We start from the raw sequence: 15,145 nt of genomic DNA on the forward strand, positions 1-15,145 counted from the left end.
TTTTATTTTTATGGAGGATGACAACGAAGATGTGGCATAAGAAATTCCTTGCAGCGGCAGTTGCACTTTCGGCAATGACGGGTCAGGTTTATGCGTCGGAGACGTCGCATACGGGGACAGAGGTCGATGAACTGATGCCGACCTACTCTCTGGGTGAGGTCGTTGTGACGGCGACGCGCACGCAGAAGCGAGATGTGGATGTCCCTGCCGCGACGACTGTTATTACGGCGGAGGATATCAAGGACAGCGGCGCATCGACTGCGTCGGATGTTCTGTCGATGGCAAACGGGTTTGCATATAAGGCGTTCGGTCCCAACGGTGCGGCCATGGGAACAATGAGCAATGATCTCAACGTGCGCGGATTCAAAGGCGGGACACTTGTCCTCATGAATGGAAATCCAATCTCGTGGCGCGGTAAATACAATCTTGAGGCAATTCCTGCGAGCAGTATTGAACGCGTCGAGATTGTCAAGGGCAGTGGGGCGGTCCTCTACGGCAGTGATGCTGTTAGCGGTGTGGTCAATATTATCACAAAAAAGACAACGACGAATGAAGCTCGCGTGGGCTTTGGCAAGTACGGACAGCGTAAGTACGGCGTGACCATTGGAGATGAGCGGTTTGGCTTCTACTACGGTTATGACCAGTGGAAGACGCGCGAGGGTGCCAGCTATAGTGATGAGAATAAAACAAATCGCTTCCGTGGTGAAACGCGCACCGATATTCATGACATAGAGAAACGAAATGCAGGATTTACGTACAAGATCAATCCACGCCTCAATTTTCTATTGAACTACTATAAATCCGACGTAACGTATCAGCGCACCGTTACGGATGTGAGAAGGTCGTCGATCGGCGTGCGTGTAGGCGACCCGTTCAACAAGAGAAAATATGAGATCAAACGCTATACGAGTCAGCTCAACTACCGCGACAGGGATTGGAAGGGCAGCATTTACTTCAATACGGGGACAACGGAGGCAATTGGGCCCGTCCATATTGTCACAAGAGACCCCGCTCCACGAACACCTATTACAGATGCTGATTACTGGTACAATACGCGCGAGAAGAATCGTACGTTCGGTATGGATTTGCAGAGGACATGGAGGCTCGACCGTGCGACAGCGACAGTCGGGTTTAATCTTGAACATGAAACATATCATACACTGCCCGCGCACAATACTAAAAAAGGGAACAGCTATAACCGCAATAACTGGGGCCTGTTCGGCCAGTGGGAGCAGCGTTTCGACGGAAAGAATACGGGCATCTTCGGCCTGCGCGAGACCTGGACAACTGGAGCGACGAAGAAACAGAATTACAGCAACCTCAGTGCGTCGGCGCAGTGGCTGCATAAGCTCGATCGCGACAGCAGCCTCTATGTGAACATCAGTCAGTCGTTCGTCATGCCGACCTTCGCGCAGATGTATAAGGACAACAGCATGCAGCTTCCCTCGCCGGACCTGAAGCCGCAGAAGGGTATCAACTATGAAATCGGCTGGAAAAAGATGAGCGGCGGTCATTCGTGGAAAGCTGCGCTCTTCCATATGGATGTCAAGGACAACATCACGGCAAACCTGAACCGATCGAGAACTTCTTATCAGTACACGAATGAGGATTTTCGCAATACAGGACTTGAAATCTCGGATGATATCAAGGGGAAAAATGGCTTCTCGTATCAGTGGGGGCTGACGTGGCAGAACCCGCAGACCAAGAGCAACAGTACGGCGAAAAAAGCGCTCGGCTGGGAAAGCACCTTTGGCAAGATACAGCTCACAGGAGGGGTTACCTACAAAAAAGACAAGTGGGCATCTTCACTTTCCGCATCCTATCTCGCTGCCCGTACACAATCGCCCTCGAATGCACCTGCCTACCGATCGAAGCCGTATCTCCTCACTTCGTGGAGCACGAGCTATGCACCGGACGAAAACAGTGCGATCAGTCTCCGCATCGAAAACGTGCTGGATCGGCATGATGTGATTACGCACACAGGATCGGACTACTACGTCGCCCCCATCAACTATCTCCTCAGCTACAGCTATAGATTCTAATACGACCCGCCTGACCTTTCTTTACAAGCTATGAGAACAGTGTTACAATATCTTTACAATGATATTGATATAATCTTTCTTGTAGAAACAGGGTCTATATGCTGGAACTAACGAATCTGTCCAATGCGGACTGCGATATGGAGAAGATCCTCCAAAACGATGCAGGGATTATTCCTGCCGTTCTTCGTGCGCACGGATTGGATGGCATTGAGTTCATGCTATGTGCACCGTGGAATCAGGAAATGTACCCCTCTGAATACATCAGAGGGGTACATCTGTTGTTTTGGCCGACGTGGGTGGATTTTTGGCGCGGCGATCGCGCAGCGCTCATGGAGGAGTTCGGCAGCGAGGAGAACATTCGCGCATACTACGGAGCATCTGACACCAGCGAGTGGGTGGAGCGATGGAAAGAGAACCTGCGGCAGGCAGCGCTCTGTCAGCCGGAGTATCTTGTCTTTCACGTCGCTCACAATCGCACCTCAGAGATGTATCAGCGCAAATTTTCGGCAACAGATGAGGATGTTATACGAGCGACCATTGAACTGGTAAATCAGATCACCGATGAGATACCGTCGGGGTGTAAACTTCTCTTTGAGAATCTCTGGTGGCCGGGGCTGACCTTTCGAAAGCCACAGCTTGCCGAAATGCTGTTGGATCAGGTCAACTATGCCGATGCGGGCTTTATGCTCGACACTGGGCATCTGATGAACACGAATTTTGACCTGCAGAACGAGAACGAAGGTGCGGACTATGTGGTGCAGACCTACCGCGATCTCGGCGAATTGGGAAAATGCATCTATGGAGTACATCTGCATCAGTCTATTTCTGGCAGCTATACGAAGGAGATGATGCGGCGGTATGCAGGGGAGCATCGTCCGCTTGATTGGAGCGAGGCGATGGCGTATGTTTTGCAGGTCGATCTGCATCAGCCGTTTCAAACAGAGGCTGCACGGAAAATTATTGATGCGATACAGCCGGATTATCTTGTGCACGAGTTCACACAGCGATCACGCTGTGACTTAGAACAAAAACTGCGTACACAACGCTTTGCGTTGGGGCTTTTGTAAAATGCTTTTGCCTGTTGGAGTCCATGCCGACAGTTCATAAGATGGGATTCCCTTACGAGTAAAAAATTAGGAGGAGTTCAGGATGAAGAAGAGTATTCGTATTGCTGTGACAGCGGCGCTTGCCTTTGGTGCACTGTCTGTGGGAGGGCAAGCGTATGCTGCAAATGACAATAACTCTACGGATGATCATTCACTGGGAGAGACCGTCGTCACGGCGACGCGAACGCCCAACAAAGAACTGAAGGCGAATGCAAATATTACGGTGATTACCGGAAAGGATATTGAGCGCCGTCACTATACCGATCTGATGCAGGCTCTGCGCGATGTGCCGGGCGTCACGGTCAACCAGTATGCTCCGGCGGGCTACAACAACAGCACCAAATTCTATATCAATGGGTCAGAGGATGTGGTCCTCCTGATCGATGGTGTCCGCCAGAACTATGCGGGTGGCTTTGCCGCATCTTTGACGTCTGCGTTGAAGGATCTCAGTGGCATCGACCGCATCGAGGTACTGCATGGCTCAGCGTCGACACTCTACGGCTCGGATGCAAAGGGCGGCGTCATCAATATCATCACGAAGAAGGCGCAGGGAGTGAAGACGACACTCGGCGTCGGCTACGGCAGCTATGGACGCCAGCTCTATAGCGCAGCAAACGAGGGCAATGCGAACGGCTGGGATTGGCGTGTTAAGTACCAGAAGGATAAGAGCAGTGACTTCAAGGATGCGCATGGGAATAAGACACCGTCTGAACTTGATGCGGACTCGGTCAATCTTCATCTCGGCAAGGAATTGAGCAAGGCGTCCTATCTTGCCCTTAACTTCCGTTCCTACAAGGATTCAGACCGCTATCAGGCACTCCATGAAAAGCAGCAGGGACTTCCAGTTAATCTTGGGAACTATGATCATTTTGATACCAGCCTGATTTGGAATGTGCAGATCGACGACTCGACAAAGAATCAGATGAGTGTCTCCCGCAGTAAGTATAATTATGATCTTACCACTTACAGCTTGGATTGGCTGACGCTCTTGCCCGTGAAATCTTTTTATGAGTTTGATGTTCAGACATGGAGATTTAGCGACCAGTTTGACAAGCAGCTTGGTGATCATCTGCTGACAGCGGGCTTTGAGTTTACGAAGGATGATACGACGATCAAGAACGGCGGTGCTGTAAGTATCGGTGATCGCACTCTTTTGAACCGCTCCTTCTACCTTCAGGATCAGTGGAGTATCATTCCTACACTAAAACTTACGGCAGGCATTCGTCATGACAGCAACTCTGCATTCGGCAGCCACAACAGTCCGAGCGTCAGCCTTGGCTATGACATCGACCCGTTGACACATGCTTATGTTTCTTATAGTGAATATTTTATCACGCCGACACCGAACCAGCTTTATGCGCCGACGTATGGAAATGCAAATCTCAAACCTGAATCCGGCAATACGAAGGAAATCGGCATTGCACATGACTTTGGCAGAGGTCTCAGTCTCACGGCAAGTTACTTTAAACGGCATTCGAAGAACCGTATCGGCTACCATCCTATGACATATCAGAATATTAACGTCGGGGATGAAGATGCACATGGATGGTCGCTCCAATTTGCGAAACGCGTTGATTCCCATTGGCGTGCGCGTGTTGGATATACGCAGACACATGTTGGCAAGACGGAACAAAGAGGTGAGAACGTCGACGGTTATCTGCCCAAGGATCAGTGGAATATCGGTGTGGATTACCGCAACCGAGATTTCGATTCCTCGCTCCTTGCGCGTGGCATGATTGGACGTCCGGGTCCCGTGAGCGGTGCATTCCCAAGCAATAACTATTGGGTCGTCGATCTTTCCATGAACTATAAGGTTGCGGATGCGACGAAGGTATATCTCAAGGCAAACAACATATTCAACCAGTTCTATGCCGAACACTCGAATGTGAAATGGGGCGCTCCTGGACAGTGGTGGACAGCACCCGGCCGCAACTTCATGGTCGGCGTTGAGCAGAGCTTCTAATTATTTATAGAAACTTACAGAATAAGGACAGCTGCACGTAATTTTATGCAGCTGTCCTTTCTAATTCAATATAAAAATGCAAGGAATTCTCAAGTCACGCTTGCATATGTGTCCTGATATGGTACAATAAACCTAATATCGGGAGCAAATTTTTTGGAGGGAATGCTATGCTTGAAAAGAATATGGACGGGGCAGCAGGAGCACAGGATGTGTCCAGTACGATTCAGGAGATCGTTGCGGGGCATGAGAAGAATGAGCTCTTTGCGAAACTGCGCGGCAGCGAGCCGTATGCAGCCGAGCTGAATGCGCTGATCGACTGCGTGAACGAGGAGCTTGAGTACCAGCGCTTCCGTCTGCGCACGGTCAACGAGGCGATTAAATCTGGTATGTGGTATATGAAGATCAATCCAGATTTCAGCATCGCCTATGCGATCTGGTCGGATGAGTTCCGCCGTATGATCGGTTTCCGCGGAGAGTCGGATTTCCCGAATACACTTGAGTCGTGGAGTTCGCGTCTGCATCCGGACGATGTGGAGGAGACGTTCTCTTCCTTTAACACCTGTATCAAGGATCTCAGCGGGCGTACGCAGTACAATGCAGACTATCGCCTCAAGATTCACGACGGCAGCTATCGCTGGTATCATGCCTCTGGTAATGTCGTGCGCGATAAGAATGGACATCCTGAGGAGATCATCGGTGTCTTTGTCGACATCAATGAGGAGAAGAGTAAGCAGGAGGAAATCGAGCAGAATACGCAGCGCAAGGAGAAATTCTACAATGAACTAAGTACGATGCTCAGCAGTCTGTATGAGTCCATCGACGCAATCACCGCGAGCGTGAGCCAGACAATGGAGCGCACGATGGAGATCTCGAACGTACAGGAGGAGATCACGAACGCCGCAGAGGATACACGCGGCCAGACGGAGAATACGCTCAAAATGTCCGAGCTCGTTATGACGATCTCGAAACAGACGAACCTTCTCTCACTGAATGCCTCCATCGAGGCTGCCCGTGCCGGTGAGGCGGGACGTGGATTCTCTGTCGTGGCAGAGGAGGTCGGAAAACTCGCTGAGAGCAGCCGCGATGCTGCGAGCAAGATCCTTGAGGCGCTTGGCTCGATGGAGAAGGCCGCGAGCCACATTACCGACCGTATCAGGTCGATCAACGATCTAATTGAGAATCAGGCGGCGAACATGAAGGAAATCAGCGCCTCTGTCGAGGAGGCAAAGGCGATGTCGGACAGCATTGAGGCACTGTCCAAGAAGCTGTAATGGCTGCCGTTGAATTGAGTATTTGATTTGGTAAAATGACCTTCTATGTGATTTTTGCACATAGAAGGTCATTTGTTTCATTGTGATGTTTAGGTGATAAGGCTTTTCCTATTGGATTTGTAATCCTACACTCCGCATTCGGTTAAGAGCCTGAATTTATTGACAGCGCTCTGTGATTGAAATATAATATGAAGGACGGCTTTTTATGCAAGAATATTATGGATTTCTACGGGGAGAATGGTTGGGCTTATGACTTTTGATATGAATCTCGTCGTCAACTCATTCCCGCTGCTGCTTATTGGTGCGGGGGTTACGATACAGATTACGGTCCTCTCGACGGCGATCGGCTTTGTGATCGGTCTGATCGTAGGGGTGGCGCGCATCTCGAATCTGCGCGTGCTGCGTATGCTCGCGGAGGTCTATGTGGAGTTCTTCCGCGGGACGCCGCTGCTTGTCCAGATCTTTCTCTTTTACTTTGCATTGCCCGTCATCACGGGGCAGCGTATCGATCCGTTCATTGCGGCGATCTCGGCGTGCGGCATCAACTCGGGTGCGTACGTGGCAGAGATCTTCCGCGCGGGCATTCAGTCGGTCGATGACGGTCAGATGGAGGCGGGACGCTCACTCGGCATGACATGGCTACAGACCATGCGCTACATCATCGTGCCGCAGGCGTTCAAGCGCGTCATCCCTCCGCTCGGCAACGAGTTCATCGCGATGCTCAAGGACTCGTCTCTCGTCTCGGTTATCGGCTTCGAGGAGCTGACGCGCCGCGGGCAGCTCATCATTGCAAAGACCTATGGCTCGTTTGAAATCTGGATGAGCGTCGCTGTCATCTATCTCGTGATGACGCTGACGATCTCGCGCTTTGTTGCATATCTGGAACGGAGGTATCGCGTCCATGATTGAGATTAAGGGACTGCGCAAGTCCTTCGGCGCGGATGAGGTGCTGAAGGGCATCGATCTCTCCATTGATGAAAAAGAGGTCGTCGTTATCATCGGCCCTTCCGGTTCGGGCAAGAGCACGCTGCTGCGCTGCATGAACCACCTCGAGGAGCCGACTGCGGGCGAGGTCGTCGTTGACGGCATTACGCTTTCGAGTGAGGCAAATATAAACAAGGTGCGCGAAGAGGTCGGCATGGTGTTCCAGCGCTTCAACCTCTTTCCACATATGACGGTGCTTGAGAACATCATGCTTGCACCGATGAAGGTAAAGCACACCGCACGGGATGAGGCGGAGAAAACAGCACGCGAACTGCTTGCGCGCGTGGGGCTTGCGGAAAAGGCAGATGCCTATCCGGACAATCTCTCGGGCGGACAGCAGCAGCGTGTCGCGATTGCGCGTGCGCTTGCCATGCGCCCGAAGGTCATGCTCTTCGATGAGCCGACCTCGGCGCTTGACCCTGAGATGGTCGGTGAGGTGCTTGATGTCATGCGTGCGCTCGCGAACGAGGGCATGACGATGGTCATTGTGACACATGAGATGGGCTTTGCCCGCGAGGTGGGCGACCGCCTGCTCTTCGTGGACGAGGGGCGCATCATCGAGTCCGGCGCACCGCGCGAGGTGTTTGAGCATCCGAAGGAGGAGCGCACGCGCAGCTTCCTGTCAAAGGTGCTCTGAGATGCACCTGCGCGGGAGTCTCTTGCTGCTGACGGCATCACTGCTGTGGGGGACGACCTTTGTTGCTCAGATTCTCGGCATGGAGGGGCTCGGTCCCTATACCTATGCGGCAGCGCGCTTTGCACTTGGTACGCTCTTTATGTGGGCGCTCTGGTATGCCTATCGCGGCAAGCGTATGACACAGAAGCGTGCAGGGACGTTCCGCTCGGGCTTTCGGGCGGGTATTCCCGTTGGACTTGCGATGTTTGTGGGGGTAACCCTGCAGCAGGTCGCGCTGCTCTATACGACGGCGGGAAAGACGGCGTTTATCACGACACTCTACATTGTGCTTGTGCCGCTTGCCGCCGTTCTGCTCGGTCAGCGCGTACGTGCGGCACAGTGGGGCGGCGCGGTTCTTGCTTTTACAGGAGTCTACTTCCTTTCCGCGCACGGAGAGACCGAGTTAAATACGGGAGATATACTCGTATTCATTTCCTCCTTTTTCTGGATGGCACAAATCTTGCTCATTGACCGCTATGCAAGTACGGTCGATGTCATCGAACTCTGTCTGATGCAGATGCTGGTCTGTACGTTTGGGAATACGATGCTTGCCGCCGCTTATGAGCCGTTTGCATGGAGCGCCGTCGCGGGCGCAGCATTCCCCATTCTCTACGGGGGGATTCTCTCCTGCGGTGTCGCCTACACCTGTCAGATTCTCGGGCAGGCGTATGTGGAGCCAACGCAGGCATCCATTCTCCTCTCGCTTGAGGCGGTATTTGCCGCTGTGTCGGGGTGGATCGTTCTCGGGGAGACGATGAGCGGCATTCAGCTGTTCGGCTGTGCTCTCCTCCTCGGCGGTGCACTCATTGCGCAGATGCGCGGTACAGGGAAACAGCAGGAATTTGATTGAATCGATACTTCGATAGGAGTATGTATATGCCGGCAGCTGAAATTATCAAACCGAAAATCACAATCAAGGTGGTCGGCGTGGGCGGCGGCGGCAACAATATCGTGCGCTGTGTGCGAGAGAAATATGACCTCGACATCACGCTCATCGGCATCAACTCTGATCTGCGCCAGCTGAATACGCTGCACAAGCAGGGAATCGCGGTGCTGCCCATCGGCGAGAACTTGACAAATGGGCGCGGTACGGGCGGTCGTGTCGAGATTGGAGAACAGGCTGCACGTGAGGGAGAGAAGGCGATTCGCGCCATACTGGAGGGGGCAGATCTCGTCATCATTGCAGCAACGATGGGGGGCGGACTCGGTACGGGAGCCGCACCTGTCGTGGCGGAAATTGTAGAGGACATGGGGATTCTCTCGATTGGCGTCGTGACCACACCGTTCCACTTCGAGATGGCGCGCAAAATGCAGACGGCACAGACGGGCATTGCACGCATGCAGGGACATACAGATGCCTTTATCACGATCCGTAACGACAACTTGCTCAAGATCGCGCCGGATCGCAATATGTCCTTTGTCGACGCCTTTGCCCTCGCGGATGAGGTGCTGCGGCAGACGGTCGGCTGTGTGGCAGAGCTCATTCTCACGACGGGGGTCATCAATGTCGATTTCTCCGACGTGACGACGATTTTCCGCCAGAGCCCGTCGAGTGACGCACTGCTCGCCATCGGGGTGGAGGAGAGCCCCCAGAAGGCTGTTCGCAAGGCGATTGAAAGCCCTCTCATTGATCGGGGGATTGAGGGGGCGCGCGGCGTCGTACTCAATCTCACGGGAGATCCCAAGATGAGCATGCGCGATGTGGATGAGGCCGTGCACTATATCCATCGAAGCGCACATCCTGAGGTCAATGTCATTGTTGGACTCGTTGTGCAGCCGGAGATGTCGGGGAAGGTGCAGGCGACGCTCATCGCGACGGATTTTGATGACGCCTATGCTGCGGCAAGCGACGGCTGACTGCAGTACAATATGTGAAAGGGGGAACGCTGATGACAGAACTCCTGCATGAGATGCATGCGTGGATGAATGACTATATGCGTTCCTTCCGGACGGACGAGCCTGACGTGATGTTGGGGATACAGCTCAAAGAGATTCATACGGGCTATGTTACGACGAATGCGCGTGCACTTGCAAAGCATCTGGGATGCAATGCACACGATACGGGACTTGCTGAGATTATCGGGCTCTTTCACGATGTGGGGCGTTTTCGACAGTATGCCATATATCAGACGTTCAACGATGCCTCCTCGGAGGATCATGCCGATCTCGGACTGAAGGTGCTCGCGGAGGAAGTAGACTTTCTGGAGCGGCTCACCCCTGCGGATGCGGACCTTGTACGTTTTGCCATCAAGTACCACAACAAGAAGGAAATCGCGCCGACGGATGATGAGCGAAAGCTGTTTTTTGCAAAGCTGATCCGCGACGCGGACAAGCTCGACATCTATCGCGTACTGCTGCCGTTTCTTACGCCCGAGGGGGCGGAGACGGCGCCGAACTTCGTACCATCGGACGCGGCGCAGGAGGTCAGTCCCGACTTCGTGGTAGACTTCGCGGCGGGACGACAGGCCGACTACTATCGTCTGCGTACGCACGGCGACCGCAAGATTGTGCGCCTCATGTGGATCTATGACATCAATTTTATGTGGACACTGCGCCGCATTGTCGAACGCGGTTATGTGGACGCCTTTATTGAGAGCCTTCCAGCGCAGGAGGGGATTGCCGAGGGAGTCGCACGTCTGCGCGCCTACATCGAGCGGCTCTGCGCACAGAACGATTGATTGGAATTATACGGATAGAGGGATACCATGGCGGAAGTAAAGACATCGAATTTTATCCGGAACATCATTGACGAGGATTTGCGAGAGGGGCGTCACTCGTCAGGAATCCATACGCGATTCCCGCCTGAGCCGAACGGCTATCTGCACGTTGGACATGCAAAGTCTATCTGCCTCAACTTTGGAGTCGCAGAGGACTATCATGGTCTCTGCAACCTCCGTTTTGACGATACAAATCCGACGAAGGAGGATGTTGAGTATGTGGATTCCATTCAGGAGGATATCCGCTGGCTCGGATTCTCATGGGCAGATCGTCTTTTCTACGCATCGGACTACTTTGAGCGAATGTATGAATATGCAGTCGAGCTCATAAAAAAGGGGCTCGCCTATGTGGATGATCTCTCGGCGGATGAGATCCGCGCTCATCGCGGTACGCTGACGGAGCCGGGGAGGGAAAGTCCGTACCGCAATCGTTCTGTGGAGGAAAATCTAGACCTCTTCACGCGCATGCGTGCGGGTGAGTTTCCGGATGGGGCGCGCGTCCTGCGTGCAAAGATCGACATGACCTCGCCAAATCTCGTTATGCGCGACACCGTCATTTATCGCATTGCTCACGTTTCGCATCACAGGACAGGTGACGCATGGTGCATCTACCCGATGTATGATTTTGCCCATCCTCTTTCAGATGCCATTGAGGGCATTACGCACTCCCTGTGCACGCTTGAGTTTGAGGAGCACCGCCCATTCTACGACTGGCTGCTCGAGTCGCTCGGTTTCCCCACAGGGGCGCGTCCGCGTCAGATCGAGTTTGCACGGCTCAATCTCTCGGGGGCGATCACGAGCAAGCGTAAGCTGCGTGAACTCGTCGAGGGAGGGCACGTGCGCGGCTGGGACGATCCGCGTATGCCGACGATCTCCGGTATGCGCCGCCGCGGCTACCCGCCTGCGGCAGTGCGTGCGTTCTGTGAGGAGATCGGGGTTGCCAAGAGCAACAGTACGGTCGATAACGCGATGCTTGAACACAGTGTACGTGATGAGCTGAACCAGAATGCACCGCGTGTCATGGCTGTATTGCGTCCGGTCAAGCTCGTTCTCACCAACTATCCAGAGGGGGAGACCGAATATCTGGTCGCGGAGAACAGTCCCACGCATGGCGGGCAGCGTTACGTGCCGTTTGGCCGTGAACTCTATATTGACCGCGAGGACTTCATGGAAGATGCGCCAAAGAAATTCTTCCGGCTGAAGCCGGGCGGCGAAGTACGCCTCAAGCATGCCTATATCATCAAATGCGAGGAGGTCGTCAAGGATGCCGCAGGCGAGATCACAGAACTGCGCTGTACTTACGACCCAGAGACACGCAGCGGCGGCGCGGCTGCGAACCGCAAGGTGAAGGGGACGATCCAGTGGGTTGCGGCAGAGCATGCGCTCACGGCGGAGGTGCGTCTCTATGAGAGCCTTCTGCGCGATGCGTCCGAGGGGGAAGAGGAGCATTTCATCGATGCGCTGAATCCGCACTCGCTCGAGATTCTTACAGATGCAAAGATCGAGCCGAGTGTTCGTCTGACGGCAGCAGGTACGAGCTATCAGTTCCTGCGCGTCGGTTACTTTGCTGTTGACCCGGATACAACCCCGGATCATATAGTATTCAACCGCGTTGTTGGGCTGAAGGACTCATGGAGCAAGGCGAAGTGAGTTCTCCGCCGCGTGTGGTATCATGTCGTCCGATGCGGGCGGCATAAGGAGGTTTGCTGTGGCAAAGATACCGAAGAACCGATCTGACAAAGATATGATGCAGGGCTTTGAGGAGGAGGAAACCCTCGCCGAGGTTCTGCTGAAAAAGGAGCGGCAGGAGGAGGAACGTGCGCGTATACAGGCGGCACAGGAGCCTCCCGCCGACCTTGCCCGTGCTGGACTTTCGTCCGCGCAGGCAGATGAACTCGGCCGAGCGCTGATGGAGCTGAAACTGACACTTGCCCAGGAAGACGTGCAGCACTATAAGCTCAAGATCCAGCGTAAGGGTCGGCAGGTGATTATCACGGCGACGTGATTGATCTCGTAACGAGAAGAAGGATGTGTAATGATGGAAAATGCAACGATTGCGGCGATTGTCATCTTTGTCGTCGCATATGCGCTCATCATCTCTGAAAAGGTGCACCGTACGATCGTTGGATTGTTCGGCGCAATGCTCATGATACTCTTTGGCATCATTGATCAAGAGACGGCCGTTCACCACATTGACTTCAACACCCTGGGACTGCTCATGGGGATGATGATCATTGTGAATATCACGAGCGAGACGGGGCTCTTTAACTACCTCGCGATCTGGGCAGCGCAGAAGGTAAAGGCGCGTCCGGTTGCGCTCCTTGTCGTGCTCTCGACCATTACGATGGTTTGCTCGGCGCTGCTGGACAATGTTACGACGGTGCTTTTGACCGTGCCTATTACGTTCAGCATTACCTCGCAGCTCAAGGTAGACGTTATGCCGTATCTCATCGCGCAGATCCTGTCATCGAACATCGGCGGCACGGCAACCCTCATCGGCGATCCGCCGAATATCATGATCGGCAGCGCGGTTGGGCTTGACTTCATGGCGTTTATCGATAATCTCACACTTGTCTCTATTATTATCTTTATCTTGGTACAATTCATCCTTATTGCACTTTATCGCAAAGACCTGCATACACAGCCGGAGCTGCAGGAAAAAATCATGCGCTTGCCTGCAGATGCGCAGATCACGGACCATGCTCTGCTGAAGAAATGTCTTGCAGTTATCTTCCTCACGATTACGCTGTTCGTTCTGCACGGCAATCTCGGTTTGGAGTCCGCAACCGTTGCACTTTCTGGTGCAGGACTGCTCCTGCTGCTCACGGCAACGGAGGACGAGGAAAAGATTGTCAAGATACTCTCCAAGATTGAGTGGCCGGCCATTTTCTTCTTCGGCGGCCTCTTTATCCTCGTCGGTGCACTCGTTGAGACGGGCGTTATCCGTATGCTTGCGGCTGAGGCAATCCAGGCGACGGGCGGTGATGTCGAGGCAACGGCAATCCTAATCCTCTGGATGAGCGCATTTGCATCCGCCTTCATCGACAACATTCCGTTTGTTGCAACGCTGATCCCCCTCATTCAAGACATGGGCCAAATGGGCCTCAGCAACCTCGATCCGCTCTGGTGGTCCCTGGCGCTCGGCGCATGCCTAGGCGGAAACGGAACGCTGATCGGTGCGAGCGCAAACGTTGTCGTTGCATCCATGTCGGCGCAGCGTGGACGTCCCATTTCCTTCATCGGGTTCATGAAAATTGCGCTGCCCATCATGACGTTTACCATCGCTATTGCAAACATTTACGTCTATATCCGCTATCTCTGAGTATTTCTGACATCAAAATCCCCGGCATCTGTGGCTGCCGGGGATTTATCTTTACGCGGAATGTGCTGTTCTAGAAAAGAGAGGAGGGCGCATATGATCCTCAATACAGGAATGCGTACAGACATCCCTGCGTTCTATGCACCGTGGTTCGTGAACCGCTTGCGCGCAGGCGAAGTGTGTGTGCGCAACCCTTACGATGCACAGCACGTCACGCGTTACCTCCTTGATCCGCGCGTTGTCGATCTCATCGCCTTCTGCACGAAGAATCCCGCGCCCATGCTCCCGCATATGGGCCTCCTCGCGCCGTACGGACAGTTCTGGTACGTCACCATCACGCCCTACGGCGGGGATATTGAGCCAAACGTACCGCCGTGGGAGGAAGTTGTGCAGAGTTTTCGTCAGCTCTCGAAAATCATCGGCGTGCATGCGATCGGCTGGCGTTATGATCCCATTATCATCGACGAACGGCATACAGTCGATTGGCATCGGCAGCAATTCGCCGTGATGGCAGAGATGCTTGCAGGGGCGACGGAGATGGTTGTCATCAGTTTTCTTATGCGGTACGCCAAGACGCGGCGGAATTTCCCGGAGGGGCGCGATGTCACACGGACCGAACGGCTTGAACTTGGCGCATATATCATTGATACGGCGAAAAACTGCGGCATGATTGTCTACCCCTGCGGCGGAGGAGATGAACTCGCCGCCTTCGGAGCGGATACGGGCGGCTGCATGACCCCGCACATCTATGAGCGTGCGCTTGGGCGACGCATTCGCTTTCCGAAATACCAGCGGCAGCGAAAGGAATGTGACTGCTATCTCGGCGCAGACATCGGCACGTATGACAGCTGCCCGCACCTCTGCCGCTACTGCTATGCGAATACGCACGTTGCCCGTGTTGTGAAAAATCGTCGCCGTCACGATCCTGCCTCGCCTTTTCTCATCGGGTACGCAGAGGCGGGTGATCGCGTGCATAATGCGGTGCAGGAAAGCTGGCTGGATGTGCAGGAGAGGTTGTTTTGATCAATATCATAAGGCATAGAAAAAATGCTTGCACTTTATGAAAA

The 15,145-nt window shown here is 53.6% G+C and carries 13 protein-coding genes; all 13 read left to right on the forward strand.

Translation table 11 applies throughout. From position 1 onward, the window contains the following. Window positions 1-17 precede the first annotated feature (17 nt). The 13 genes from HMPREF1992_RS09625 to HMPREF1992_RS09685 all read left to right on the forward strand — a co-directional run bounded on the left by HMPREF1992_RS09625 (window position 18) and on the right by HMPREF1992_RS09685 (window position 15,101). Window positions 18-2,042, forward strand: coding sequence for a TonB-dependent siderophore receptor (locus HMPREF1992_RS09625; protein WP_021685706.1), 2,025 nt, complete (start codon window positions 18-20; stop codon window positions 2,040-2,042). Window positions 2,043-2,140: 98 nt separating this feature from the next. After that, window positions 2,141-3,109 (forward strand): TIM barrel protein, encoded by a 969-nt coding sequence (locus tag HMPREF1992_RS09630; RefSeq protein WP_021685707.1) that lies wholly within the window; start codon window positions 2,141-2,143, stop codon window positions 3,107-3,109. An 82-nt stretch (window positions 3,110-3,191) separates the two neighbouring features. Then, window positions 3,192-5,111 (forward strand): TonB-dependent siderophore receptor, encoded by a 1,920-nt coding sequence (locus HMPREF1992_RS09635; protein WP_021685708.1) that lies wholly within the window; start codon window positions 3,192-3,194, stop codon window positions 5,109-5,111. A 167-nt stretch (window positions 5,112-5,278) separates the two neighbouring features. Continuing rightward, a complete protein-coding gene (locus HMPREF1992_RS09640) occupies window positions 5,279-6,382 on the forward strand; it encodes a methyl-accepting chemotaxis protein (RefSeq protein WP_021685709.1) in 1,104 nt (367 codons plus the stop codon). A gap of 249 nt (window positions 6,383-6,631) precedes the next feature. Continuing rightward, on the forward strand, window positions 6,632-7,291 hold the full coding sequence (locus tag HMPREF1992_RS09645; protein WP_009655492.1) for an amino acid ABC transporter permease: 660 nt from the start codon (window positions 6,632-6,634) through the stop codon (window positions 7,289-7,291). After that, a complete protein-coding gene (locus HMPREF1992_RS09650) occupies window positions 7,284-8,003 on the forward strand; it encodes an amino acid ABC transporter ATP-binding protein (protein WP_021685711.1) in 720 nt (239 codons plus the stop codon). Before HMPREF1992_RS09645 ends, HMPREF1992_RS09650 begins: the two co-directional genes overlap by 8 nt. A 1-nt stretch (window position 8,004) precedes the next feature. Continuing rightward, entirely contained in the window at window positions 8,005-8,892 is an 888-nt protein-coding gene (locus tag HMPREF1992_RS09655; RefSeq protein ID WP_021685712.1) for a DMT family transporter, read from the forward strand. A 26-nt stretch (window positions 8,893-8,918) separates the two neighbouring features. Then, window positions 8,919-9,899, forward strand: a complete 981-nt coding sequence (locus HMPREF1992_RS09660) for a cell division protein FtsZ (protein ID WP_037359521.1) — start codon at window positions 8,919-8,921, stop codon at window positions 9,897-9,899. A gap of 32 nt (window positions 9,900-9,931) precedes the next feature. After that, on the forward strand, window positions 9,932-10,720 hold the full coding sequence (locus tag HMPREF1992_RS09665) for an HD domain-containing protein (protein WP_021685714.1): 789 nt from the start codon (window positions 9,932-9,934) through the stop codon (window positions 10,718-10,720). A gap of 27 nt (window positions 10,721-10,747) precedes the next feature. Then, on the forward strand, window positions 10,748-12,409 hold the full coding sequence (locus HMPREF1992_RS09670; RefSeq protein ID WP_021685715.1) for a glutamine--tRNA ligase/YqeY domain fusion protein: 1,662 nt from the start codon (window positions 10,748-10,750) through the stop codon (window positions 12,407-12,409). Window positions 12,410-12,467: 58 nt separating this feature from the next. Then, window positions 12,468-12,764, forward strand: a complete 297-nt coding sequence (locus HMPREF1992_RS09675) for a hypothetical protein (protein ID WP_037359523.1) — start codon at window positions 12,468-12,470, stop codon at window positions 12,762-12,764. A gap of 30 nt (window positions 12,765-12,794) precedes the next feature. Further along, a complete protein-coding gene (locus HMPREF1992_RS09680; protein WP_021685717.1) occupies window positions 12,795-14,081 on the forward strand; it encodes an SLC13 family permease in 1,287 nt (428 codons plus the stop codon). 93 nt (window positions 14,082-14,174) lie between these two features. Then, window positions 14,175-15,101, forward strand: a complete 927-nt coding sequence (locus HMPREF1992_RS09685) for a DUF1848 domain-containing protein (protein ID WP_021685718.1) — start codon at window positions 14,175-14,177, stop codon at window positions 15,099-15,101. Window positions 15,102-15,145 lie beyond the last annotated feature (44 nt).

It is taken from the genome of Selenomonas sp. oral taxon 892 str. F0426, from assembly GCF_000468035.1.
Taxonomy (GTDB): Bacteria; Bacillota; Negativicutes; order Selenomonadales; family Selenomonadaceae; genus Centipeda.

Coding starts and splice junctions, on each gene's coding strand:
- HMPREF1992_RS09645 (WP_009655492.1), top strand. CDS start 6,632: ATGACTTTTGATATGAATCTCGTCGTCAACTCATTCCCGCTGCTGCTT.
- HMPREF1992_RS09650 (WP_021685711.1), top strand. CDS start 7,284: ATGATTGAGATTAAGGGACTGCGCAAGTCCTTCGGCGCGGATGAGGTG.
- HMPREF1992_RS09655 (WP_021685712.1), top strand. CDS start 8,005: ATGCACCTGCGCGGGAGTCTCTTGCTGCTGACGGCATCACTGCTGTGG.
- HMPREF1992_RS09680 (WP_021685717.1), top strand. CDS start 12,795: ATGATGGAAAATGCAACGATTGCGGCGATTGTCATCTTTGTCGTCGCA.
- HMPREF1992_RS09685 (WP_021685718.1), top strand. CDS start 14,175: ATGATCCTCAATACAGGAATGCGTACAGACATCCCTGCGTTCTATGCA.
- HMPREF1992_RS09660 (WP_037359521.1), top strand. CDS start 8,919: ATGCCGGCAGCTGAAATTATCAAACCGAAAATCACAATCAAGGTGGTC.
- HMPREF1992_RS09640 (WP_021685709.1), top strand. CDS start 5,279: ATGCTTGAAAAGAATATGGACGGGGCAGCAGGAGCACAGGATGTGTCC.
- HMPREF1992_RS09670 (WP_021685715.1), top strand. CDS start 10,748: ATGGCGGAAGTAAAGACATCGAATTTTATCCGGAACATCATTGACGAG.
- HMPREF1992_RS09635 (WP_021685708.1), top strand. CDS start 3,192: ATGAAGAAGAGTATTCGTATTGCTGTGACAGCGGCGCTTGCCTTTGGT.
- HMPREF1992_RS09625 (WP_021685706.1), top strand. CDS start 18: ATGACAACGAAGATGTGGCATAAGAAATTCCTTGCAGCGGCAGTTGCA.
- HMPREF1992_RS09630 (WP_021685707.1), top strand. CDS start 2,141: ATGCTGGAACTAACGAATCTGTCCAATGCGGACTGCGATATGGAGAAG.
- HMPREF1992_RS09665 (WP_021685714.1), top strand. CDS start 9,932: ATGACAGAACTCCTGCATGAGATGCATGCGTGGATGAATGACTATATG.